Source organism: Streptomyces griseus subsp. griseus, assembly GCF_003610995.1.
Lineage (GTDB): Bacteria > Actinomycetota > Actinomycetes > Streptomycetales > Streptomycetaceae > Streptomyces.
Genome location: NZ_CP032543.1, coordinates 7,073,377 through 7,097,243, shown reverse-complemented (window position 1 = coordinate 7,097,243; position 23,867 = coordinate 7,073,377). Strand labels below are relative to the sequence as shown.

General features: G+C 74.0%; 21 protein-coding genes and 2 pseudogenes. 9 read left to right on the top strand and 14 right to left on the bottom strand.

The window, feature by feature from the left end; all coding sequences use genetic code 11:
* Positions 1–63: 63 nt before the first annotated feature.
* Positions 64–1,311 carry a glycoside hydrolase family 26 protein gene (locus D6270_RS31725; RefSeq protein WP_109162282.1) on the top strand — a complete coding sequence of 416 codons (1,248 nt, stop codon included), beginning with the start codon at positions 64–66 and terminating at the stop codon, positions 1,309–1,311.
* Positions 1,312–1,551: 240 nt separating this feature from the next.
* A pseudogene (locus D6270_RS31720) lies at positions 1,552–4,055 on the top strand (SpoIIE family protein phosphatase).
* On the opposite strand, the gene D6270_RS31715 reads toward D6270_RS31720, so the two are convergent.
* The 11 genes and pseudogenes from D6270_RS31715 to D6270_RS31670 all read right to left on the bottom strand — a co-directional run bounded on the left by D6270_RS31715 (position 3,994) and on the right by D6270_RS31670 (position 17,248).
* Positions 3,994–5,901, bottom strand: a complete 1,908-nt coding sequence (locus D6270_RS31715) for an ABC transporter ATP-binding protein (protein ID WP_225977094.1) — start codon at positions 5,899–5,901, stop codon at positions 3,994–3,996. The pseudogene D6270_RS31720 and the gene D6270_RS31715 overlap by 62 nt on opposite strands.
* Positions 5,898–7,635: pseudogene (locus D6270_RS33875) on the bottom strand (ABC transporter ATP-binding protein/permease). Before D6270_RS33875 ends, D6270_RS31715 begins: the two are co-directional and overlap by 4 nt.
* Positions 7,632–8,990: a nitroreductase family protein gene (locus D6270_RS31705; RefSeq protein ID WP_109162284.1), complete on the bottom strand. Its 1,359-nt coding sequence runs from the start codon at positions 8,988–8,990 to the stop codon at positions 7,632–7,634. The pseudogene D6270_RS33875 and the gene D6270_RS31705 overlap by 4 nt, the downstream one beginning before the upstream one ends.
* Before the next feature lie 14 nt (positions 8,991–9,004).
* Positions 9,005–10,372: a YcaO-like family protein gene (locus D6270_RS31700; protein WP_204117024.1), complete on the bottom strand. Its 1,368-nt coding sequence runs from the start codon at positions 10,370–10,372 to the stop codon at positions 9,005–9,007.
* Positions 10,369–11,892: a CocE/NonD family hydrolase gene (locus D6270_RS31695; RefSeq protein WP_109167194.1), complete on the bottom strand. Its 1,524-nt coding sequence runs from the start codon at positions 11,890–11,892 to the stop codon at positions 10,369–10,371. Before D6270_RS31695 ends, D6270_RS31700 begins: the two co-directional genes overlap by 4 nt.
* A gap of 62 nt (positions 11,893–11,954) precedes the next feature.
* The gene (locus tag D6270_RS31690) at positions 11,955–12,815 is read right to left on the bottom strand and encodes a hypothetical protein (RefSeq protein ID WP_109162286.1); all 861 of its coding nucleotides are present in this window, start codon (positions 12,813–12,815) and stop codon (positions 11,955–11,957) included.
* A gap of 127 nt (positions 12,816–12,942) precedes the next feature.
* Positions 12,943–13,077: a streptamidine family RiPP gene (amiA, locus tag D6270_RS33750; protein ID WP_015613003.1), complete on the bottom strand. Its 135-nt coding sequence runs from the start codon at positions 13,075–13,077 to the stop codon at positions 12,943–12,945.
* A gap of 67 nt (positions 13,078–13,144) precedes the next feature.
* The gene (locus tag D6270_RS31685) at positions 13,145–14,053 is read right to left on the bottom strand and encodes an ABC transporter ATP-binding protein (RefSeq protein WP_225977010.1); all 909 of its coding nucleotides are present in this window, start codon (positions 14,051–14,053) and stop codon (positions 13,145–13,147) included.
* Between the two features lie 17 nt (positions 14,054–14,070).
* Positions 14,071–15,129 (bottom strand): FecCD family ABC transporter permease, encoded by a 1,059-nt coding sequence (locus D6270_RS31680; protein ID WP_109162288.1) that lies wholly within the window; start codon positions 15,127–15,129, stop codon positions 14,071–14,073.
* A complete protein-coding gene (locus D6270_RS31675; protein ID WP_225977009.1) occupies positions 15,126–16,196 on the bottom strand; it encodes a FecCD family ABC transporter permease in 1,071 nt (356 codons plus the stop codon). Before D6270_RS31675 ends, D6270_RS31680 begins: the two co-directional genes overlap by 4 nt.
* Positions 16,197–16,267: 71 nt before the next feature.
* Positions 16,268–17,248 carry an ABC transporter substrate-binding protein gene (locus D6270_RS31670; RefSeq protein ID WP_109162289.1) on the bottom strand — a complete coding sequence of 327 codons (981 nt, stop codon included), beginning with the start codon at positions 17,246–17,248 and terminating at the stop codon, positions 16,268–16,270.
* 174 nt (positions 17,249–17,422) lie between these two features.
* Here D6270_RS31670 and D6270_RS31665 point away from each other — a divergent pair, with 174 nt between their 5' ends.
* Together D6270_RS31665 and rpmF are read left to right on the top strand one after the other, a co-directional pair.
* Positions 17,423–18,688, top strand: coding sequence for a hypothetical protein (locus tag D6270_RS31665; protein WP_109162290.1), 1,266 nt, complete (start codon positions 17,423–17,425; stop codon positions 18,686–18,688).
* 120 nt (positions 18,689–18,808) lie between these two features.
* A complete protein-coding gene (gene rpmF, locus D6270_RS31660; RefSeq protein ID WP_109162291.1) occupies positions 18,809–18,979 on the top strand; it encodes a 50S ribosomal protein L32 in 171 nt (56 codons plus the stop codon).
* A gap of 83 nt (positions 18,980–19,062) precedes the next feature.
* On the opposite strand, the gene rpsN is transcribed toward rpmF, so the two are convergent.
* Positions 19,063–19,368: a 30S ribosomal protein S14 gene (rpsN, locus tag D6270_RS31655; RefSeq protein WP_109162292.1), complete on the bottom strand. Its 306-nt coding sequence runs from the start codon at positions 19,366–19,368 to the stop codon at positions 19,063–19,065.
* On the bottom strand, positions 19,368–19,604 hold the full coding sequence (gene rpmB / locus D6270_RS31650; protein WP_109162293.1) for a 50S ribosomal protein L28: 237 nt from the start codon (positions 19,602–19,604) through the stop codon (positions 19,368–19,370). The genes rpsN and rpmB overlap by 1 nt, the downstream gene beginning before the upstream one ends.
* Before the next feature lie 69 nt (positions 19,605–19,673).
* Between rpmB and rpmG the strand changes: the two genes are divergently transcribed.
* From rpmG to D6270_RS31625, 5 genes are all read left to right on the top strand, one after another.
* Positions 19,674–19,838: a 50S ribosomal protein L33 gene (gene rpmG, locus D6270_RS31645; RefSeq protein ID WP_003964410.1), complete on the top strand. Its 165-nt coding sequence runs from the start codon at positions 19,674–19,676 to the stop codon at positions 19,836–19,838.
* Between the two features lie 52 nt (positions 19,839–19,890).
* Entirely contained in the window at positions 19,891–20,145 is a 255-nt protein-coding gene (locus tag D6270_RS31640) for a type B 50S ribosomal protein L31 (RefSeq protein ID WP_109162294.1), read from the top strand.
* On the top strand, positions 20,142–21,299 hold the full coding sequence (locus tag D6270_RS31635; RefSeq protein WP_109162295.1) for a CobW family GTP-binding protein: 1,158 nt from the start codon (positions 20,142–20,144) through the stop codon (positions 21,297–21,299). Before D6270_RS31640 ends, D6270_RS31635 begins: the two co-directional genes overlap by 4 nt.
* A gap of 47 nt (positions 21,300–21,346) precedes the next feature.
* A complete protein-coding gene (gene rpsR, locus D6270_RS31630; RefSeq protein ID WP_109162296.1) occupies positions 21,347–21,589 on the top strand; it encodes a 30S ribosomal protein S18 in 243 nt (80 codons plus the stop codon).
* A 78-nt stretch (positions 21,590–21,667) separates the two neighbouring features.
* Positions 21,668–23,305 (top strand): MFS transporter, encoded by a 1,638-nt coding sequence (locus tag D6270_RS31625; RefSeq protein ID WP_109162297.1) that lies wholly within the window; start codon positions 21,668–21,670, stop codon positions 23,303–23,305.
* Here D6270_RS31625 and D6270_RS31620 read toward each other — a convergent pair.
* Positions 23,293–23,736 (bottom strand): subtilase-type protease inhibitor, encoded by a 444-nt coding sequence (locus tag D6270_RS31620; RefSeq protein ID WP_109162298.1) that lies wholly within the window; start codon positions 23,734–23,736, stop codon positions 23,293–23,295. The genes D6270_RS31625 and D6270_RS31620 overlap by 13 nt on opposite strands.
* Positions 23,737–23,867 lie beyond the last annotated feature (131 nt).

Sequence of the window (23,867 nt, the reverse complement as noted above, 5' to 3'; positions counted from 1 at the left end):
ATGATGAAACTCTCTCCCCATCGGGCCGAAGCGGCCGGAATTTCCCTGTAGCCAGGAGGAGTCATGCCGGCCAAGCGCCGACTCATCACCACATGCATCGCCGCGGCCGTTCTCAGTCTCCTGGCGGGCGGCGGCATCGCGGGCCAGCTGCCGCCGGGCACCGATTCCGTGGACAGCGCGGCCCCCGGGCCGCAGGGCAGCAGGGGCGCCGGTTCCACGGCCCACGGCGCCTATCTGGACTACGGGCCTGCCGGGGTACGCAGGATGGCCGACCTGTCCCGCTGGCTCGGCGGCGCGGAGCTGCGGGTGGGGCACACCTACCTGCCGGGCGACCTGTGGGTGAACATCGAGGGGACGCCCGACTTCCTGGACTCCTGGGCCGACTGGCGCAAGGCGGACAAGGACCGGATGTTCGTCCTCAACGTGCCCATGCTGGAGCGGAACGAGGCGCGCGTCCCGGACGCGCAGGTCCGCCGGCTGCTGCGGGCGGGGGCGGTGGGCGACTACGACCAGCACTTCACCAGGCTGGCGGAGCGCCTGGTCTCGCTGGGGGTGCCGGACACGGTGATCGTGCTCGGCTGGGAGATGAACGGCACCACGTACACCCATCGCTGCGGTCCCGATCCGGCGTCCTGGAAGGCGTACTGGCAGCGGATCGTGACGGCGATGCGCGCGGTGCCGGGCCAGGAGTTCCGCTTCGACTTCACGCCCAGCCGGGGACGGGACGCGGTGCCGTGGACCGAGTGCTACCCGGGCGACGACGTCGTCGACATCATCGGCATGGACTCCTACGACCAGCCGCCGGGCCAGTCGTTCGACGACCAGATCAACGACCCGTACGGCCTCCAGAAGCATGTCGACTTCGCGGCGGAGCGCGGCAAGCCGATCTCGTTCCCGGAGTGGGGGCTCTTCCGTAACGGCGACAACCCGGAGTACATGCGGCGGATGCTGGACTGGATCGACCGGCACCAGCCGCTGTACCAGACGATCACGGACTACTGCCCGCACGGGGTGTGGCAGTGCAAGAGCAATCCGCGCTCCTCGAAGGTGTTCCGGACGAAGCTCGCCGAGATGGCCGCGCCGGTGAAGCCCACCCCGAGCGCGCCGCCCACCACGGCCCCGACCCCTTCCCCCACGCCGCCCCCGGCTCCGACCGTCCCGCCGGCCGTGGAGCCCTCGCCCACGCCGTCGGTGCAGCCCACGCCCACGGCACCCGAACCGCCGGTCACCCGCAGGTGGTGCGTCACCGTGCCGTTCGGGGACTGGCTGGGGCAGTGGCTCAAGGAACGCAAGATCTGCGTCCGGTACTGACCCGCGCATGGAAACGGCTCCGGCCCTCCTCGGGGGAGCCGGAGCCGTCCACCCACACGGGTCCAGCGCGGGGGCAGGTGGGCAAGCAACCGCTTGCCACTCCCCCAACGGGCACACGGCCCGCCGCGTCACGCCGCCGAACGGGCGAAAGCCCGTGCGGGAGCGCCGGCGGGAAGGCGGGCCGGTGCGCACTCGGGGGTGACGCGCGACCATGGAAACCTAGAGATGGTGGTGAGGTGCATGGCATCCGCCGACGATGACCCCCCGGCGGGGCCCGGCCCGCTGCCCGACGCGGATCCGCGGGGCCCCGTGCGGCTGAGCGACGACGCGGTGGCGGTGATCGCCGGGGACGGCACGGTGATCGGCTGGACCCGTGGGGCGGAGGCCCTGCTCGGGTACCCGGCCGCCGAGGTGGTCGGCCGTTCGGCCGCCCTGCTGCTGGCGGAGGCCCCGGACCCCGGCGTACGGCCGCTGTCGCCGCCCGGGGCCGGGGCGGGGCGGGATGGAGCGGGCTGATCGCCCTGCGTGGCCGGGACGACCGGCGGATCGATGTGGACGTACGGGTCTCCGCGTCGTTCCTGGTCGCCGGGCGCGAGGGCTTCCTGGTCTCCGGGCGGGAGCGCGCCCCGCAGTGGACGGTGGACGGATCGGTGCTGGAGGGGTTCCTGACCCGGTCGCCGGTCGGCATGGCGGTGCTGGATCCGGAGCTGCGCTACATCTGGCTCAACGACACCCTGGAGCGGTTCGGCGGGGTCCCCCGGGACCAGCGCCTGGGGCAGCGGCCCGCGGAAGTGCTGCCCGGGCTGCTGGCCGCGCCCCTCGAGAGGCTGATGCGGCAGGTCCTGGCGACCGGCGTACCGGTCACGGACTACGAGTACCTGGGCTGGAGCTGGTCCGACCCGAACCGCCGGCGGGCCTATTCGAGCTCGTTCTTCCCGCTGGCGGACGCCGAGGAGAACCGGATCGGCATCGGCTACATGGTCCAGGACGTGACCGACCGGTGGAACGCGCGCAGACTGCTGGCGCTGGTGAACGAGGCGGGGGCCAGTATCGGCTCCACCCTGGACGTACAGCGCACGGCCCAGGAGCTGGCCGATTTCGCGGTGCCCCGGTTCGCCGACTTCGTCTTCGTCGACCTGCTGGAGACACCGCTGGAGCTGGGCAGGCCCGGTGCGTCTCCGGCTCCCACCGGGCCGGGTGACTCGGCCGCGATGCGCCGTATGGGGATGAGTTCGGTACGCGAGGGGTGCCCCGAGGCGGTGGTGGGGATCGGTGAGAGCGTCGACTTCGTGCCGCCCGCGCGCGATCTCCACTTCCTGGCCACCGGCTCCCCCTACCTGTTGCCGCTGCTCGACGCGGACGCTCACACGTGGGCCGTGGACCAGCCGGTGCGGGCCTCCCGGATCCGGGAGTTCGGGCTGCACTCGCTGATCTCCGTGCCGATGCGGGCCCGGGACACCGTTCTCGGGGTCGCCACGTTCCTCCGGTCGCAGAACCCGGTCCCGTTCGACGAGGACGATGTGGCCCCGGCCCGGGAGCTGGTGGCCCGGGCGGCGGTCTGTGTGGACAACGCCCGCCGCTACACCCGGGAGCACACGGCGGCGCTGGTGCTCCAGGAGAGCCTGCTGCCGCACACCCTGCGCGGCGGGACGGCGCTGGACGTGGCCTCCTCCTACCTTCCGGCGGACGCGAAGGACGGGGTCGGGGGCGACTGGTTCGATGTGATCCCGCTGTCCGGGGCCCGGGTCGGCCTGGTCATCGGGGACGTGGTCGGCCACGGGATCAGCGCGGCGGCGACCATGGGACGGCTGCGGACCGCCGTGCAGACGCTCGCCGACATGGACCTCGCCCCGGACGAACTGCTGGCCCGCCTGGACGATCTCGTCATGCGGCTGAGCGAGGAGGAGCCGACGGGCGGGCAGGCCGACCGGGGCGGCACGACGGTGCTGGGCGCCACCTGCCTGTACGCCGTCTACGATCCGGCGACCCGCTGCTGCACGATGGCGCGGGCCGGGCATCCGCCGCCGGTGGTCGTCACCCCGCAGGGCGAGGTCAGCTTCCCCGACCTGCCCTCCGGCCCCCCGCTCGGCCTGGGTGGACTCCCCTTCGAAGCCATGGAGGTGGAGCTGATCGAGGGGAGCCTGCTCGGCCTGTACACCGACGGCCTCGTCGAGGGCACCGACAAGGACACCGAGGCGGGGATGGTCCGGCTGGGCCGGGCGGTCTCGCGGGAGGGGCTGCCGCTGGACGAGCTGTGCTCCTCGGTGGTCAAGGAGCTGCTGCCCGTACCGCAGCCGGACGACATCGCCCTCCTGCTCGCCCGCACCCACGCCCTCAGCCCCGACCGGCTGGCCTCGTGGGACGTGCCCCTGGACCCGGCGGCCGTCGGCGCGACCCGGAACAAGGTGGCCCGCCAGCTGGAGGAGTGGGGTCTGGACGAGCTGACGATGACCACGGAGCTGATCGTCAGCGAGCTGGTGACGAACGCGATCCGGTACGCCTCCGGTCCGGTACGGCTGCGGCTGCTGCGCCAGTCCGTGCTGACCTGCGAGGTGTCCGACGCCAGCAGCACCACCCCACGGCTGCGGCACGCCCGTACGACGGACGAGGGCGGGCGCGGTCTGTTCCTCATCGCCCAGCTCGCCCGGCGGTGGGGCACCCGCTACACGCACCAGGGGAAGATCATCTGGGCGGAGCAGAATCTGCCGTCGCCGCTGCCTCCCGGTTCTCCCCCGCCCGGCTGAACAGCCGGGTCAGCGCGCCTCCGGTCCGGATCAGTCCGTCCCAGGTGCCCTCCTCGACGATGCGGCCCCCGTCGAGGACGGCGATGCGGTCGGCCCGGCGGACGGTGGCGGGCCGGTGGGCGATGATCAGGGTCGTACGGGTACGGGCCCGGGAGTCCGCCGCGAGCGCCCGCGCCAGCTCCTCGTCGCCCCGGTGGTCGAGATGGGCCGTCGTCTCGTCGAGGACGAGGACCCGGGGCCGGCCGAGGAGCCCCCGGGCCAGGGCCACCCGGGCGCGCTGACCGCCGGAGAGGGCCGCGCCGCGTTCGCCGACCGGGGTGTCCAGTCCCTGGGGCAGGGCGTCGACGACCGAGGCCAGGCCGCAGACACGTACGACAGCGGCCAGCTCCTGATCGGTGGCGTCGGGAGCACCGAGGCGGAGGTTCTCGGCGAGGGTGCCATGGAAGAGCGGAGCCTCCTGGCCCACCACGCACACGGCGGCGCGCAGGCCGTCCTCGGTGAGATCCCGCAGGTCGACGGGGTGGGTCCGGCCCTCCGGGAGCAGCTCCACCGCCCCGTCCCGCGGGTCCCAGTAGCGGGCCAGGAGATGGGCGCAACTGGTCTTCCCGGCCCCCGAGGCGCCGACCAGGGCCACCGTCTCCCCCGGCCGTACGGTGAGGTCGAGGCCGTCCAGAACGGGGCCGGAGCCGTAGCCGAACCGGACCCCGCGCAGCCGCAGTCCCAGCGGACCCGGCGGGACAGGAAGCGGGGAAGCGGGGGCGGGGGCCCCGGCCGGGGCGTGCACGGCCGCCCGGACCCGGGCGGCGGCGGCGCGCAGGCTGCCCGCCCGGCCCAGTGCGGCCGCCGATTCGGCCACCGGGGCCAGGGCGCCGAGGGCCAGGGCCATGGCGGCCGGGGCCCAGGCCCCGTCGAGACGCCCGCCGCCCGTCGCATGGGCGGCAGCGGCGACCACCCCGATGACAGCCGCGACGACGAGCAGATCACGGACCGCGCCGGCCCCCGTCTCCCAGGACTGCTCGGCCCGCTGGGCCCGGGCGAGCCGCCGGCCGCCGGAGCGCAGCCGGGCCCGGGTGCGGCCCAGGGCGCCCGCCATCAGCAGCTCCCGGAGGCCGTCGACGCTCTCCACGCTCTCCGCGGAGAGATCGGCCAGCGCGGCCCGGGTCCTGGCCCCGCGCTCGGCCCGGCCGCGCGCCTCCAGCAGGGGCGACCAGAGCAGAAGCAGGGCGGCGGGCACGACGGCGAGCAGCAGCCAGGGCCCGAGGACGCCCAGCAGGGTGGCGGCCACCGCGAAGACGAGCCCGGAGGCGAGGAGTTGGGCGATGGCGTGGGCGTAGAAGAACTCCAGCGCCTCCACATCGCCGAGCGCGGTCGCCGCGAGGTCACCGCTGCGCCGCCCCGCGATCCGCGCGGGGGCGGAACGGGCGAGCCCGTCGAAGACCCGGACGCGCAGCTCGGCGAGGACGCGGTAGGCGAGGTCGTGCGAGAGGTCCATCTCCCGCCAGGTGGCGAGCGCCCGGAGGAGGACGAGCCCGATGAGGACGGCCACGGTGGTGGGTGATGGGGGCCGGTGTCCGATGACGGCTGTGCCGACCGTGTGGGCGGCGAGGGTGACCAGGGCGACGAGGGCCGCTTGGTCGACGAGGGCGGCGAGACAGGTACGCAGGACGGTGGCGCGATGGGCTCCGAGGACGGGGAGGAGTGAGCGCAGGGCGCCGGAGCCCTGGGGGTGGCGGGGGGCACGGGTCCGGTCAGCGGCACGGTCGGACGAGGTCGTACGGGCGCCGGTGGGGCTGGGGTCGGATGCGGGCGTACAGGCCCCGGAAGGGCTCGGGTCGGGCGGGGTCATGCGGCGTGTTCCTCCTGGGCGGTGCGGCCCGCGGCGACGAGCGAGGCGTACACGCCGCCGTCCGCCAGCAGTCCGCTGTGGTCGCCGGACGCCTCGACCCGGCCGCCGTCGAGGACGACGATGTGGTCGGCGTGGCGTACGGCGTCGAGTCGGTGGGCGACGACGAGACAGGTCCGGCCCCGGCTCGCCGCGAGCAACTCCCGTACGATCCGGGCCTCGCCGCGCTCGTCCACCGCGCTGGTGGCCTCGTCCAGGATCAGGACCGGTGTGTCGGCCAGCAGGGCGCGGGCGAGGGCGAGGCGTTGGCGCTGGCCGCCGGAGAGCGTGGCGCCGCGTTCGCCGACGAGGGTGTCGTACCCCTGGGGGAAGGCGGTGATCTCCTGGTCGATGCCCGCCGCCCGGGCGGCGCCGCGCAGCTGTTGGTCGGTGGCGGCGGGGCGGGCGACGCGCAGGTTCTCGGCGATCGTGGCGTGGAAGAGGTACGTCTCCTGCGAGACGACGGCGATCCCCCGCCGCAGCGAGGCGAGGGTGTACGCGGCGGTCTCGGTCCCGCCGATCGTGACGCGCCCGCTGTCGGGGTCGCGCTGGCGCAGCAGCAGGCTCAGCAGGGTGGACTTTCCGGCACCCGAGGGCCCGACGATCGCCGTCGTGCGCCCGGCGGGTGCGGTGAAGGTGATGCCGTCGAGGGCGGGACGGCCCGCCCCGGGGTGGGTGAAGTGGACGTCCTCGAAGCGGATGGGGGCGCGGTGTCCCAGCGGGCGAGCGCCCTCCCCGGTCCGCGACGGCGGGGTCGGCGGTGCGCAGGGCGGCGATCCCGTCGGCGGCCGAGACCCCGAGGTAGCCCGCGTGCCACTCGCGGGAGAGGTCGCGGATGGGGCGGAAGCACTCGGAGGCGAGCATGAGCAGGAGGTACGTCCCGGTGGCGGCGGTGCGTCCGGTGGCCGCCGAGGAGCACGCCACCAGGACGGCGGCCGCGGTGCCGCCCTGCACGGCGAGGTCGGTGAGGCCGGTGTCGGCGAGCGAGACCCGCAGTTTGGCGACGGTCGCCCGGTGGAGCGCCGCCGACCGCTTCTCCAGCTTCTCCCGTACGCGGCCCACGGCACCGGCCGCGCGCAGGGTGGCCATGCCCTGCAACGCCTCCAGGTAGTCGGCGGCGAGGGCCTCGTAGGAGTCCCAGTGGTCCTTGCCCCGCCGGGCGAGCAGCCGGTCCCATCCACGCGGCCCCAAGAGCGCGAGCAGCAGGGCGAGCCCCAGGGCGAGGGCGGCGTACGGCTCTATGAGCGCTACGGCGACGAGCAGGAGCGGCGGGACGGCGGCGGTGATCAGCGCCTGCGGGAGGTAGCGGGAGACGTACGCGTCCACTCCTTCGACGCCGTCCACGAGCGTGGCGCGTACGGCTCCGGCCCGCGCGCCGGTGATCGCGGTGGGCCCGAGTTCGCCGAGGCGGGCCAGCAGGGTGTCGCGGAGCCGGATCCGGACGGCGGCTCCCGCCGTGACGGCGGTCAGCCGCTGGGCGCGGCCCAGCACGGCGCGGACAAGGACGACGGCGAGCACGGAGAGGAGGAGCGGCGCCAGGCCGGACGTGTCTCCCTGGGCGATCCGCGAGAGGACGACGGCGAGCAGTACGGCCTGGGCGAGGTGGGTGAGGGTGACGGCGGCGAGGAGCGCGGTGGCCCGGCCGAGGGGACGGCGGGCAGACCGGGCGGCGCGCAGGAGTTCGGGGTGGAGCATCATGGGCGTTCTTCCTTGCCCGACGGGGGCGGTGGGGCGGATGGTGCGGGATCGGCCGGCCCGGCGAGGGCCAGGCCGTGGACGATCCAGTCGTGTCCGGGGGCGTCGGCGAGCGCGGCACCGAGGTCGGCCTGTTGCCAGGAGCCGATGGGGCGCGAGCGGAGGCCGAGCGCGGTCGCGTGGGCCTGGGCGACCCCGGCGGCGTAACCGGCGGCGAGGTGGCTGCCGCGGATCAGGGCGGGCGAGGCGTCGGCGGGGCAGCCGTGGGCAACCAGCACCGCGCCCGCCGTGCCGATCCACCGCTGGCCCGCCGCCCAGCGGGCGAGGGTGGGGCGGGCGTCACCGAAGGCGAGGACCCCGGCGGTGGTGAGGAGCGCCGGAGCCTCGCCGCCGATCGCCGCGGCCCAGGCGGGTCCGTCCGGCCGGGCCTCCTCGGCGGTGGTCAGGATCCGGGCGAGCGGGTCCGGGGCGGGCGGGTGCGCCAGGTCGGAAGTGGGCGCGCTCCTTCGCGTACGGAGGGTGTCGTTTGTCAGCGGGGCGGGTCGGCGTCGGGCGGGGTGCCAGGTGGGAGCGGGGTGGGTGGGGGCCGCTGTCAGGTGTTCCAGCACTTGCCGGGTGTGCGCGAGTTCAGCAGATGGCGCGGACGCGGCATCGGGTTGCGGCGTCGGGGCGGTGGCGTGGGGCAGGGCAGCCCAGGCGGCCGACGGGCCAGTTGCGGGGACCGGCTGGTGAGCTGTGGACAACCACATGGCCAGGATCGGGAGTTCGGGCTCCGTTCCGGGCCACCGCTCGCTCCACTCAGCCGGTCCGGGCAGCCCCGCCGCCGCGGAGAGCTGGGCGCCGTCCGCGTCGAGGCAGACCCGTGCGCCGTGCGGTGCGGCGGCGAGCGCCAGGGCGGCTGCGGCGTGGCCCGCGTCCAGCAGGAGCAGCGGCCAGGCGCGGTGCCCGTAGTGCGCGACGGTACGGGCCGCCGTGACGGTGAGGACGACGACCGCCCCCGGGGGTGCGTCGGCGGGGGCCGGGCCGCGCGGATGGGCGCGGTGGGTGCGCGGGTCGTAGGCATACCGCCCGGGCGGCAGCGTGCAGCCGGGGCCGACGAGCAGGTGCGCCCGTACGGGATGGAGCGCGCCCGCCGAGGCGACGGGCCGCAGCCGACCCGTCGTCGACCCGTCGGGGGCGGCGAGCGACAGCCGCAGGAATCGATCCAGGTCCACCCCTCCACCGGCCCCCGCCAAAGAGAGCGCCGGGCCGCCCCACGGGAACACACGCTCCGGCAGGTACGGCACGGTGGGCGGCACACGGAGTGACCTGGCGTCGGCCAGGGCTCGGCGCAGGAGGCCGGGAGGAGCCTGGGTCATGGGAACGCGCTCCATCACATGTGGGGTGGCGGTGCGAGGGTGAAGTCCGCCGGGCCAGTGGGGACGTCGGTCCGCCAGCCCCGGGCGAGCGCGGCCTCGGCGAGGCGCGCGCAGCCGAAGTAGCCGAAGGCCGCGGGAGCGTTGGGGACCAGACCGGAGACCAGGACACGGGCGACGCGCAGTGCGGTCTCGGCGATGTCCTCGGTCGTGAGGTCCACGGTGATCACGCGGTGGCCGCCGGCGCGGAGGGCCGCGTCCAGGCCGGAGCGGCTGCCGGGAGCGACCTCGGTGACGGGGACGGTGCCCCAGACGGGTTCGGTGAAGCGGCGGGCCAGCGGGGCCATCCGGTCGTCCAGCCAGACCTGGACATGGGCGCCGAGGTCCCGTACGGCGGCGAACTGCGGTCCGCAGTCGTCGAGATAGCGCCGGTCGGACCGGTGGTCCAGGTAGAGGCCCCGGGCGAAGAGACCGGCCTCCACCGAACGGTGGACCCAGCCGTCGGCGTCCACCGCCCCTTGCGTGAACACCCAGGTGTGCACCGCCTCCAGCACCGCTTTGCGGGCCGCCTCCGCCGGGTCGTACCGGCAGGCGAAGCCGGCGGCGTGGATCCCGCGCCGGGGGTCGTGGACCAGGGCGGCCATGCAAGGGGCGAACTCGGAGGGCATCTCCACGATGTGGACGTCCAGTTCGGCGCCCGCCATGTCCTCGGTGAGGCCCGGCACGCTCGCCGGGTCGATGCCCCGGGTGGGCCCGTCCAGGTGCCACCACAGCTCCAGGGCGTCGCGCTCCACGACTTCGAGCAGCCCTCGCTCAACGGCGTCGTCGAGGCCTTGGCCGGTGGCTATGCCCGCGTAGTTGAGGTGGTGGGTTCGAGGCAGTGAACGCAGCTCGCCCTGGCGCCAGTTGAGGTGGGTGAGCGCTACGGGGGCCCAGCAGGGTCGGCCGTTCTCGGTGGCCCGTGTCCACAGTGCCGGTGTGTCGGGGGTGAGTTGGGCGTACGGGAATCCTGGGCGCTCGTGCTGCCATGAGGCGTACGAGGGCACCGCCCCGGGTCCGTACAGCCGCAGTCCCTCCGCCTCCAGCTCGGCGGCCGTGGCCCTGCGCGGTGCGTCGGGGTGACCGGGCGGCGGGACGCGGTTGCCGCAGTACCGTTCCACGGCCTCGGCGACGGCGGCGATCCAGGCGCCCTCGGGGTCCCCGAAGGTGGTGCCGAGCGAGACCCGGTCGGCGGGCCAGGCGCCGAGGCGGCGGGCGTCGGCGACCTCGGCGGTCATCGCGGTGTAGCGGGGCGGCGCGCCTTCCGGGTGTTGGACGGGCTCCACACCCCGGATCACCCCGCAGACGGGGTCGACCAGGGCTTCGATGGGCAGGGTGCTGGTCAACGGCATATCTCCGGTACGGGCTCGACGTAACGACGCCGGGCGACGACGGTCAGGTGCAGGGCGCTGCCCCGGGCCGTGACGGCTCTGCGGGACGGGGCGAGGCGGGTGGCGGTCACCGGGTTCTCGCCGGTGTGCGGGTTGCGGGCGTGGGCCGGGAAGTGGTGTCCGGCGATCTCCGTGCGGAGCCTCGTCCCGGCGGGCAGCCGGCGGCCCAGGGTGCCGAGGGGCACGGTGATCTCCACGGTCTCCCCGGGCGGGTCGGTGCGCCGGACGATCCCGAACGCGAGCGGCTCCGCACGGCCGGCCGGGTCGAGGGCGGTGACGCGTACGGCCCAGTCGGCGGCGGGAGTGTCGGCGGTGGCGTGGAGCCGGGCGGTGGCGGGCCCGAGGAGGTCGAGGGGGCGGGGCAGGGGCGGGGAGAGGAGGAGGCAGCGATCGGCGGGGGTGGCGTCGGCGGGTACGGACAGGTCGTCGGAGCGGACCGGGCGGGCCGGGTCGGCGGTGAACTCGGCACCGTGCAGAAGACGTAGGCCGGATGGAGCGTCGAAGGGCCAGGTGGTGGTGCGCGTCGAGGAGTCCGTCGGTCCCTGCGCGTCACCTCCCCGTACGCCGTGCCAACGGCCGCTGCCACCGAGGGTGATGACCCCGCGCCGCTCGGGTTCCAGCCGTCCGGCGAGTGCGGCGCGGGCCCACCGTACGTACAGCGCACCGAGGTTGACACGGTCGGCTGCGATCTCGGTCCGGTCGGCGGTGAGGCGGTGGCCCCAGGGCCCGAGCAGCAGGCGGGCGGGGCCGCCCCAGCCGGACCACAGCGCCATGGTGTCCTCGGCGAAGGGATCGCGGGTGCCGCCCACGGCGAGAAGCGGGAGCGGGGAGGCGGAGCCCCGCAGCACGGTCCGGCCACGGGGGCAGGCGCCCCAGAGCTCGGGCCAGGAGGGCAGGGCGCGGCCCAGGCGGTCGGGCAGCCGGGTGAGCGGGAGGTGCTCCAGCAGGCGGGGGTCCTCGGCCAGGGCGCGGGTCAGCGCGCCGGGGGCCGAGTCGGGGCGGTCGCCGTGCGCGGCCCACCAGCCGGCGCGGGCCCAGAGCCGTTCGGGCCCCCCGGGTTCGCGGGCGGTCTCGGCGAGGCCGAGGGCGGGGACGGCGGCGATGACGGCGTCCGGCCGGCCGTCGCCGGGCGGGCCGAGCGCGGCGGCGAGGGCGCAGTGGGCGGCGTAGGAGGCGCCTGCGGCGACGACCGGGCCGCCGCCGCTCCACGCCTGCTCGCGTACCCAGGCCATGGTCGCGGCACCGTCGCCCTCCTCGTGCTCCCGGTAGGGGTGCCACGGTCCCGGCGAGCCGTGCCGGCCGCGTACGTCCTGGGCGAGGGCCGCGAACCCGTGGGCCGCCCAGCCGCGCAGCTCGGCACGGTGGGCGGCGCGGCCGTAGGGGGTGCGGATCACGACGGCGGGGTGGGGACCCGGCGTGTCCGGGAGGTGGAGATCGGTGGCGAGAGGGGTGCCGTCGGGGGCGGGGATGTACACGGTTGAGGTGTTCGGGCGGCCGTCCTCGCGGTGGGCCGTGCCCACGCCGCCGCCCACGGCGTTCACGCGTTCACCCGCGCGGCAGGTGACCTTCGTGCCGTGGCGGCCGGCAGCGGGGCGACCTCCGGGACCGGGAGCGCGGGGTGCTCGGTCACCGTCAGATCGCGCAGATCGACCCGGCGCAGTCGGCGGCGGGCGGGGAGGGTGGCCCCTCGGGGCGGTTCGCCGTTCGCCCAGGCGATCAGGTCGGCGGTGAGCAGTGCGGCGATCAGGGCGGCGGACGCCTGGGTGGGATGGGGTCCGGTGTCGGGGGTGCGGTGGCCGGCCCAGTAGGCGGCGAGTTCGCGGTGGGCGGCGGTCGCCGCGAGTCTGCGCAGGCGGACATGGGCGGCGGTGACATCGCCGGGGGCCGAGGCGAGGGGTTCGATCCAGGCGTGGGCGCCTTCGCGATGGCAGCGGAGCCAGGCGGTGTGCCCGGCGGGCAGCCGGTCGGCCGCGTCCCACAGCCCTTCCGGTACGGGTGAGTCGAGACACCAGACCACGGCGGTGTCCCGCTCCCCCGCGAGTGCGGCCACGCCGTCGGCGGTGGCGGGACGGACCTCGGCCCCTTCCGCCGCGGCGAAGCGGGACAGCGGCCCGGTGAGTACGGGGTCACCCAGGAGATGGACGGTCCGGCCGGTGAGCGGAGGGCGGCGGGGTTCGGTCACCGCGTGCCCGGCCTCCTCGAACGCCGTTACCAGGTCGTCGAGTTCGGCTGACTCCACAGGCGCCCCCTCTCCCGGTGCCAGTCGGCCGACCAGCTCTTCGGTGCCGACGCGTCCGGTGTCGATGCGGAGGAACTCCCCGTCGGAGGTGCGGAGCACGGGCCGGCCACCGGGGACGGTGACGATCCCGGCGCCGGGGGCGAGTCGACTGCGGTTCACGGGGAGCCTCCGATGGGCGTCGTACGGGAATGAGCGTGCGGTGCGAACGGGACGGGCCCGTCCGGGGTTTCGCCCGGACGGGCCCGCCACGCGAGGAACGGGAGCCTGCCTCAGCGGCAGGTTCCGCTTACTTCTCGTCCGCGGTGTCGGCCTCGACGGCGTCGTCGAAGGGGTTCTCGACGAGGGCGTTCGAGTGGGTGGCGGAGAGGTGGGCGAGCTGGCCCTGGTCCGCGATCGGGCTGAACACCTTGTTGTGCTCCATGAGTTGAAGCCTCCATTCGGATCGGTTGGTGATGGTTGCGACGCTGTTCTCTGCCGCACCACAGACACTAATGAATATGATTTTCATTCCGCAATAGCTGGAGCGGATCGAGAGGGTGATCTGGGTAACAGACGGGCCAGCCGCCCTCGGCATCGGTCCCCACCCGCCCCTGAACTCCCAGCACTTCGGCCAGCAGCCGCTCCGTGACCACCTCTCCGGGCGGGCCGTCGGCGGCGATGCGCCCCTCGCGCAGCGCGACGATCCGGTCCGCGAACCGCGCCGCGTGGTTGAGGTCGTGCAGCACCATCACCACCGTGAGCCGCCGCTCACCGCGCAGCCGTACGACCGTCTGGAGCACCTCCAGTTGGTGCCGCAGATCCAGATACGTGGTGGGCTCGTCCAGGAAGAGGACCGGGGCATCCTGCGCCAGCGCCATGGCCAGCCGCACCCGCTGCCGTTCACCGCCCGACAGCGCGTCCACCGGCCGGTCCGCCCAGCCGGTGACGCCGACATCGGCCAAGGCCCGGGCCGTCACCTCGTCGTCGCCGTCCCGCAGCATGCCGAGCGGCCCCCGGGCGGCGTAACGGCCCTGGCGGACCAACTGCCGTACCGTCAGCGCCGGTACGGCCGGGGCCGACTGGTGGAGCAGGGCCACGCGGCGGGCGGCGGCCCGTCTGGGCAGGTGCGCCGCGTCGTCCCCTTCGAGCAGGACCCGGCCACCGCTCGGAGTGAGCAGGCCGGCGGCGAGCTTGAGGAAGGTGCTCTTGCCGCAGCCGTTCAGGCCGATGAGGGCCACGAGTTCGCCCGCTCCGATGCCCAGGTCGATCCCGCGCAGCACCTCACGCCCCGGATAGCCGAAGCTCAGCCGTTCCGCCCGGACCACGTCCGGTGCTCGCGCCGCGTCGTTCCTCCCGTCCGCTGCCTCCGCCACGCCCCTGCCCCCGTCCGTCGTGACATCTCTCGTACGTGCTGCCATCTCCGGCCTCCTCCCCGTCATCGTTCGTCCGTCCGTCGCCGCGCCACGACCAGCAGCAGCCCGGCCCCGACGAAGGTGGTCAGCGCGCCGACCGGCAGGGTGAGCCGGTCCGCGTCGAGGGCCACCACCAGGAGCCGGGAGAGCAGTTGGGCCGCCGCGTCCGCCCCGCACACCACCACCGCACCGAGCAGCGCGGCCCCGGGAAGGGCGATGCGCAGGTCGGCCCCGAAGACGGCCAGCGCCAGATGCGGCACCAGCAGGCCCACGAAGCCGAGCGCCCCCACGGCGGAGACCGCTCCCGCCGTCAGCGCCACGGCGCACACGAGTGCGGCGGCGCGGCCGCGCCCCGGGTTCAGCCCGGCGGCAGAGGCCTGTTCGTCGCCGCAGCGCAGCAGGGTCAGCGGCGCGGAGAGCAGCCACGCGGCGGCACCCCACACCAGCGCCCACGGCCAGAGCAGGTGCCAGTGCTGCCAGACACGGCCCTCGGTGGAGCCGATCAACCACTGGACCACGCTGCCGAGTTCACCCGGGGCAACCAGGAGGACGACGGCGGTGAGTCCGGCGAGGACCGCCGACACCAGGACCCCGTACACGGCGGTCTGCTCGGGGTCGCCCTTCTCCCGTCCCGCGAGCAGCCACAGCAGCCCCGCGCCCGCGAACCCGCCGAGGCAGGCCGCCACGACGACGGCCGTCGGGGAGCCCCAGCCGGCCAGGCCGAGACCGGTGGCGGCGACCGCGCCGAGGACCGCGCCGGGGGTGACCCCGGTGACCTCGGGCCCGGCCAGCGGATTGCGCAGGGCCGACTGGAGGACGAGCCCGGCGACACCCAGGCTCGCCCCGGCGACCAGCGCCACCAGCAGCCGCGGAAGCCGGAGTTGGAGAACGATGTGCTCGGCCATCGGGTCGCCGCCCCCGCCGAGGAGTACGGCCCGTACCCCCTCGCCGGTGACGCCCCGCCCCGCGAACAGGTCCGCGCAGGCGGCGGCGCAGACGAGCACCGCCAAGGCTCCCATCCGGACGCCGGGCGAGCGCCACACCGGCCGGGGTGGCGCGGGCGCCGCTTCCATGACGCTCATCGCTCCGCCTTCCGCAGGAGAGGTGACGACTCGACCGGCCCGCTCCGAACCGGCAGGACAGGCCCGATGGGCCCCCGGACCTTCGCCGCCCGCCGCCCCCGCTTCAGCAGCACCACCCCGACCGGCACCCCGACCAGGGCCGTCCACGCCCCGACGGGCGTCTCGACCGGTGCGAGTGCCAGCCGTGCGGGCTGGTCCGCGCAGAGCACCACGACCGCCCCGCACAGCGCGGACCGGACGAGCCAGCCCGCCGCCCCGCCGTCCGGCCGCAGCCGTCGGGCCAGGTGGGGCGCGAGGAAGCCGACCCAGGCGACCGGGCCGCAGACCGCCACGACGGGGGCGATCAGGACGACGGCGATGCCCAGCGCGGCGACCCGGGCACGTTCGACGCGTACCCCGAGCGCACGGGCGTCGTCGTCGCCGAGCCGCAGCACGCCGAGCACCGGCACACAGAGCACGAGCGCGGGCACCGCCACGGCCAGCCAGGGCAGCAGCCCGGTGACGTCGTCCCAGGTGCGGGCGGACAGACTGCCCAGCAGATAGCGGTAGATGAGCTGGAGGTCCAGTTGGTCGGCCATCACCATCAGCACCAGCAGCCCGGCCTGGAGCGCGGCGGCGACGGCGGCCCCCGTCAGCAGCACGGAGGACGGGCTGCGCCCGAACCCGGCGGCCACCAGCGTGAGCAGCCCGCCGAACGCGGCCCCGGCCAGGGCCAGGAAGGGCTGGAGGCCGAGCGGTACGGAGAGGGCGAGCACCAGCGGCGCCGCCACCCCCAGCGCGGCGCCGGAGGAGACGCCGAGCATCTCCGGGACGGCGAGCGGATTGCGTAGCGCCTCCTGGAGGACGAGGCCCGCGGCGCCCAGGCAGGCACCGGCGACCAGCGCCAACACCATGCGGGGCAGTCGTAGTTCGGTGACGACGAGCCCCGCGAGGCCGTCGGAGCCCAGCGTGGTGAGGAGCTGTCCGGGCGGGACGTGGGGCGTACCGAGGCTGAGCGCGCACACCCCGCTCACCACAGCCGCGACCGTCAGGCAGACGGCGGCCACGGGCAGCCGCCCGGGCCGCATGGGGCCGCCCCTCACCGCACCGCGTCCCCCCGTGGTGTCCCCTGTGCGGCCGGGTGCTCCGGTGCCGGCCCTCACCGCAGTGCGGCCGTCGCCTCGTCGAGGACGATGCCCAGGGACCGGGTGCCGCGCCCCTTGGCCCAGACCTCGGAATCGACCTCGATGACCTTGCCGTTCCTCACCGCCGGGATCCGCGACCAGAGCGGGTTCTTGGCGAGCTTGTCGGAGAGCTTGCCGTCCGGGGCGCCGAAGGAGAGCGTCTCCACGAACAGCACGTCGACATCCCGGGCAAGGATCTCCTCCAGGCTGTAGGAGCCGTCAACTCCCCTGCTCTTCCAGGGGTAGTGGGAGATCTTCGGGAAGAGCCCGGCCGCCACATCGGTCTCCGGGGTGGCCACGCCGAAGTTCTCGTCGCTGCCGAAGATGATCAGCGCGGTCTTGTCGCTCCTCGCTTCCTCCGCCTCGGCCAGCCGGGTGCGGAACGCCCTCTCGGCCTTCTCCCCCTCTGCCGTACGGCCGGTGAGCGCGGCGAGGTCCCGCAGGTAGCCGACGCTGTCCTTCCAGGAGCCGGGCTGTACCGGCCAGAAGGTGGTGGCGCCCTTCAGGGCGGGGGCGAGCTTGCCGTGGGTGTCCTCCAGGCCGATCACGAGGTCGGGGCGGTGGGAGAGTATCGCCTCGACCTCGGGGCTCAGGAAGCCGCCGGGCACGACGGGGACCTTCGCCGCCTTCTCCCTGCCCAGGAACTCGGGGTGCGCCAGCACCGCGGAGTTGGTGGCGGCCGGGCTCATGCCCAGCTCCACGAGGATGTCGTCACAGAGGGCCACCAGGCAGACGATCTTCTGCGGCGGCTCCTCCAGGGAGACCGTGACGCCCTTGGCGTCGGTGATCCGGGTGGTGGCCTTGATGGGCCGCACCTCGGTACTCGTACGGGGTCCGGCCCCGGCCGCCGGTTCGGCGGTCCCGGACTCGCCGCCCGTCGTGCCGCAGCCGGCCAGCAGCCCTCCCAGTACGGCGATCGCGGCCCAGCGGCGGACTCTCAGTGCGGTGCGTGGCATCAGCTGTCTCTCAGATTCTGTACGGCCCCGGGGAGAAGGCAGGTGCGACGGCGGGGCCCCGGGAGCCATCCCCACCACAGACCGGAACCTTACACATGATTATCATTTCCAATAAAGCGGGCCAAGACCTCCCGCCGCGACGGCCGACCCATCAACCCACCCCAGGAGACCGCCATGCCCCACGTCCCCCACCTGCCACCCCGCCTCCTGGTCGCCGACCAGGTCGCCGGTCGCATCAGCCTGTTGGACCTCCCCGACGGTGACGAGCGGGCGGCACTGCACCACCGGCACCTCGCCGAGCACGCGGGGTTCCTCGCGCTCCCCGACGACCTGGTCGCCTGCGTGGACGACCGGGCGGGCGAACTGCTGGTCCTCGATCCGTACGGCCCCGACACCGGCCACCCCCTGGTCCGGCGCCGGATACCGGTCGCGGTGCCCGCCGAACATCTGGCGGGGGCACCCGGTGGCCGGCACCTCGCGGTGACCACCGGCCTCGGACGTAACGAGGAGGCCTGGACCGGACTGCTGACCGCCGTCGACCTCGACGCACCGGACGGCGCCGTCGCCGTACGCGTGCGGGGGCGGATCGGCGAGCCGGGGGTGACGGTCCTCGGCGGGCCGTCGCCGCTCGTGGTGCTGCGCCACCGCGAGCCGGGCGAACTCCTGGTCCACCGGCACCGCGACCTGATGGCCGCACCCCCGTCGTGCCCGCCGGTGGAGCCCGTCCAGCGCATCGGGCTGCCGGACGCCGACGGACACGGGGATGCCCACGACCCGGCCACCGGGCAGGTGTTCGCCGCGGCGGGCTCGGGTGTGCACCGCGTCCGGAACGACGGGCCGGGGCTCACACCGGAGCCACCTCTGCCATGGGCCGCCGACGGACGTACGGGAGGCCGGGGCTACTACCTGCGACTCGACCCCGTACGGCGCACCCTCTGGTCCTGCGTACGCGGCGGGCCCACCGCGCCCGGGCAGTGGCCGGAGTGGACCAACGACGCCTGGTGGCACGGCCTGGACTCGGGCACCACGGGGAGGCTGGAGCTGGGGCCCGGGCTGGTGTTCCGGCTCGCCGTGACCGCCCGGCACATCGCGTACTCCCGCGTCCACCCCGACGGGGACGAGCTGATCCTGCTCGCCGCGCCCGCCACCCCGGGCACCCGGCCGCACATCACCGCCCGCCTCCCGCTGCCCGCCATGTCCGGCGCGCCCCGGCGCGGCGGCACCCCCTGGGACGGTGTCCAGCGGCGGGCGATCGCCGCCTCGCCCGGCGCCGGGCTGGTCGCGGTCAGCCGGGGCGGCCATGGCGAGGTGCACGTCTTCGACGCCGACCGCGCCGAGCCGGTCACCACCCTCACCCTCCCCACCCCACTCGACGACGGCGGCCACCTCGCGCTGATCACCCCCGGCGACGGCGCGCACGCCGACCCCGTGGGGAGGTGACCGACCCCCCCCGGATCACAACTTGGAAACGACTTCCATTTCCATATACGGTCGACGTCATCGGCCCACCCCCAGCCGCCATCCGCACGGACGGCGGCCCGCACACCCCAGGAGAGATCCATGGCAGTTCCGAAGCGGAAGATGTCCCGGAGCAACACCCGCCACCGGCGGGCCCAGTGGAAGGCCACCGCGCCGCAGCTCGTTCCGGTGACGATCGAGGGCACCGTGCACCAGGTGCCGCAGCGGCTGGTGAAGGCGTACGAGCGCGGCCTGATCCGGCCGGAGGGCTGAGCCCGGAGGACAGGACGAGGGGCGGGTGGTGACGCGGCACGATCGCCGCGCCACCACCCGCCCCTCACGCACTCAGGCCCGCGTCACCAGGAGGACTTGGTCACTCCGGGCAGGAATCCGGCGTGCGCCTGTTCGCGCATCCGGACCCGGGAGAGGCCGAAGGTGCGCAGGTACCCCCGGGGCCTGCCGTCTACGCTGTCCCGATTGCGGACCCGCGTGGCGCTGGCGTCGCGCGGCTGACGCCTCAACTCCGCCACTGCCGCGTCACGTTCGGCCGCCGGAGTGCCCGGGCGACGGACGATCTCCTTCAGTTCGGCCCGGCGGGCCGCGTACCGCTGGACGATCGCCTTGCGCTTCTCGTTCTGCGCGATCTTGCTCTTCTTGGCCATCAGACCTTCCCTCCCCGGGCGCGGATGCGCGCGACGGCGGCCTCGATGCCGATCGCGTCGATCGTCTTGATCGCGCGGGCACTGAGCGTCAGCCGTACATGACGGCCCTCACCGGGGAGCCAGTACCGCTTGCGCTGGACATTCGGGTCGAACCGGCGTGACGTACGGCGGTGCGAGTGGGAGATGGCGTTGCCGAATCCCGGCTTGGAGCCGGTCAGTTGGCAGTGGGCGGACACGGAAGTTACCTGCCTCTCATCGATGCATCCATTATTGAAAATGGAAACCATTGCCATATAGTAGCGCCCATGGCTCGCAACGAAGTACGCCCGGTCATCAAGCTCCGCTCCACGGCGGGGACCGGCTACACCTACGTCACCCGCAAGAACCGCAGGAACGACCCGGACCGCATGGTGCTGCGCAAGTACGACCCGGTCGCCCGTCGCCATGTCGACTTCCGCGAGGAGCGCTGAGGTCACCCCGGCCCGCCTCGCAGCAAACCCCCCGACCCGCTAGGACCCCCTCATGAAGCCCGGAATCCACCCCGCCTACGGCCCCGTCGTCTTCCGTGACAAGGCCGCCGACTTCGCCTTCCTCACCCGCTCCACGCTCACCAGCGACAAGACCGTCGAGTGGGAGGACGGCCGCACCTACCCGGTCGTCGATGTGGAGATCTCCTCCGCGAGCCACCCCTTCTACACCGGCACCGCTCGCGTCCTGGACACCGCCGGCCGCGTGGAGCGCTTCGAGCGCCGGTACGGGCGCGGTGAGGCACGGTGACGGAGGAACAGCGGCGGAAGCTGCCCGTCGTCATCGTCTGCGGGCTGCACTCCGAGGTGCGGCGCGAAGTGGTGGAAGCACTGCTCACCCAGGTGCCGCACAGCGTCGCGCTCCACCACGACCTGGCCACGGCGACCGACGGGACCGTACGCCGCACCCTGCGGGACGCCGCCGGGGAGCTGTCGGCCGGGGAGACGCCGCTGGTCAACGACTGCGCGTGCTGCGCGCTGCGGGAGGACCTGATCCCCGAACTGCAACGGCTGGCGGACAGCGGGCTGGCCCGGCTGGCCGTCCTGGAGCTCTGGGACTCCGTGGAGCCGAAGTCGATGGCCGAAGTCATCGCGGTGCACGGGGCCGACAGCTTCGAGGTGACCAATGTGATCACCGCGGTCGATCCCACCCTCGTCCTGCCGTGCCTCACCAACGGCGACGACCTGGCGGAGGCCGGTCTCGCGGCGGCCCCCGCCGACCAGCGGACCATCGGGGACACCTGGGCCCGGCAGGTGGAGTACGCCCCCGTCCTCGCCGTGGCCGACAGCCCGGCCGCCGACGACGAGGACCGGGCGCTGATCCGTCAGCTGAACCCGATGGCGCGTCAGGTCACTTCGGAGGCAACTGAGTTGGCGCGTCTCGCGGTCGCCGGTTTCGATGTGGAGGCGGCTGCCGCAGGTCAGCATCCGGCCTGTGCGCTGCTGCCGCAGGAGGCGGAGGAGGCCGGGGTCTCCACGCTCGTCTGGCGGTGCCACCGCCCTTTCCACCCCGAGCGGCTCTATCAGGCGCTGGAAGACCTGTGCTGTGCGGCGGCCCGCAGCCGGGGCCGGTTCTGGCTCGCGGACCGGCCCGACACCCTCCTCTCCTGGGACGCGGCGGGCGGCGCCCTCTGCGTGGAGAACACCGGCCCCTGGCTCGCCTCCCTCCCCGATGCCGCCTGGGCCCTGGTGCCGCCCTACCGGCGGGCCGCCGCCGCGCTGGACTGGCACCCCGAGCACGGCGACCGCTGCCAGCACCTGGTCTTCGTCTCCCCCGGTCTCGACCGTGACGGGCTGACCGGGCTGCTGGAGTCGTGCCTGCTCAGCGACGAGGAGTACCGGGCGGGGCGGGAGGCGTGGAAGAGCCTCCCCGCCGCGTTCGACGCACTCCTCGACCCGGTGTGAACCGGCAGGCCACCCCGTACCCCCGACCACCCGCACAAGGAGCCCCGATGGCACGCACGCAGGACCCCCGTAAGCCCGTCAAGGCCCGTCCCAACCCGCTCGACGCGGCGAAGATCACGTACATCGACTACAAGGACACCGACCTGCTGCGGCGGTTCATCTCCGACCGCGGGAAGATCCGCAGCCGCAGGGTGAGCCGGGTGAGCGCCCAGCAGCAGCGGCAGCTCGCCACGGCCATCAAGAACGCCCGCGAGATGGCACTGCTGCCGTACTCAGGTTCGGGCAAGTAGCCCGCCGTCGCCCCTGTCACGGCAGGGGCGACGGGCGCTCGGGATGCAGCACCGTGGCAGGCCGAGCACCATGAACGTATGGGCACAGACACCTCCCAGGGGGACGGCCCGGAGTCGGCGTCGTCAGGCTCGGCGGCCACGGGTCGCCGGGCCGGATCCCCGAATCAGAGCCTCGCTCTCGCGGCCATGCTGTTCGCCGTGTCGATGACGTTCATCGACCAGACGATCGTCGCCATCGCAGCACCGGACATCATTCACGAACTGGGCCTCACCTCAACGCAGATGCAGTGGGTGGTCAATGCCTATCTGCTCACCCTGGCCGCGTTCTTCGCGCTGGGCGGGCGGCTGTCCGACATCTACGGGCACCGCCGCGTGATGCTGATCGGCACCCTGGTGTTCGTCATCTCCTCCGCGATGTGCGGTGCCGTGCCGGCCGGGGACTTCGCGCAGGCCTGGCTGATCGGGTTCCGTGCCGTGCAGGGCATCGGCGCGGCCCTGATGTTCCCGGCCGCGCTGGCCGTGGTCATCGCCGTGTTCCCGGTGGAGCGGCGGGGGCGGGCGCTGGCGCTGTTCTTCGGGCTCTCCGGGGCTCTCACGGCCGTCGGCCCGCTGCTCGGCGGCTGGCTCACCGCGTGGACGTGGCGTGCGATCTTCTGGGTCAACGTGCCCGTCGCCGTCATCGCCATCGTGCTGACGCTGCTGGCACGCATCCCGGACCGGTCGCGGCGCGAGCCGTTGGATCTTCCCGGTGCCGCGCTCGTCGCGGTCGGGATGGGACTGACGGTGCTGGGCCTGCAACAGGCGTCGACCTGGGGCTGGAGCTCCGTCGTCACGTGGGCGTGCATCGTGGTCGGGCTGCTGGTGCTGGGGTTCTTCTGCCGGTTCGAACTGCGGGTGCGGTTCCCGCTCATCAAGCTCCAGGTGTTCCGCGACCGGGCGTTCCGGATCGACAACGCGGTGCTGTTCTTCTCGATGATGGCGTTCGTGCCGGTCTTCTTCTTCGCCTCCGTGTACGCGCAGGTCTCGTTGAGCGCCTCGCCGAACCAGGCGGCGCTCTACCTGCTGTACTTCTTCATCGGCTTCGGCCTCGCCTCCCAGTGGGGCGGCCGCATCCTGGACAAGCGCGGTGCCCGCCCGGCGCTGAAGCTGGGCACCGCGCTCGGTGCGGTCGGATTCTTCCTGTGGGCCCAGAAGTTGACGACGCTCTCCATGCACGACCAGTGGCTCTACGCGGCCATGGCCGGCGCCGGGATCGGGCTGCTGCTGGCGCCGGCCTCCACGGACGCGGTGAACCGGGCGATCGGCGCTTCGTACGGTGAGGTCACCGGGATCACCCAGACCGTGCGGAACTTCGCGGCCAGCATCGGACTCGCCGTGTTCGGCACGGTGTTGACGCATCGGACGATCACCAATGTGGAAGGCACGCTGGTCGGCAAGGGCGTGCCGGAAGGTGCGGCTGGCGATGCCGCTCAGTCGGTCGCACAGGCGGTGACCGGCCAGGCCGATACCCGCGGCCCTTCCGGGACGGGGCCGGTGGCCGATGCGGTGAAGGACTCGATGCAGGCGATCCGGATGGACTTCGCCCAGGCCAACCAGTGGGTGTTCTACGGGATGGCGATCGTGCTGGCCATCGCGTTCCTGTTCGCACTGCGTCACCCGGGGACCCGGGTGACGCAGGATTCCCCCAAGAGTGCCGAACAGGCTCAGAACGAGTAGACGGCGCTGTCGTTCATGCTGCCGGCCAGTTCGCAGGCGTTGCCGTACGTCGTCGAGAACATCACGCGCTTGCCGTGCCAGACACCGTGGGCGGTGATGACGACCGGGTCCCACTGCCGGGTACACATGCGGTCCGGCGAGGTCTTGGCCAGCGCGGTGAACTGACCCCCCACCGAATCGAGTTCGGCGCACGCGGCCTTCGGGTCCGGGTGGGTCCCCCGGGCGCTAGGGGCGCAGGTGAGCGTGACCGCCCGCTGGACCGTCGCGGTGAGCGGGTCCTCGCCCTGGGCCACGGTGAGGACGAGGGCGGAGGGCGCGTAGAGGCTCTGCGCCCTCGCCGGTGCCGCGTGGGCGGAGGTGGCGGCGACACCGCCGAGGACCAGGGCGCTCGCGGCGACTGTTGCGAAGATAGCGTGACGGTTGTGTCGCATGAGTGAAAACTCCTCGCTCGGGTGCTGATTGCGGTCAGGAGTCTTGCGTATGCGGAAAGTAGGCGCACATCGACGGCCCGCTTCCAGCCGCAGACGTTCGTTCGAGCCGACCGGATGGTCGTTCGGGCAGC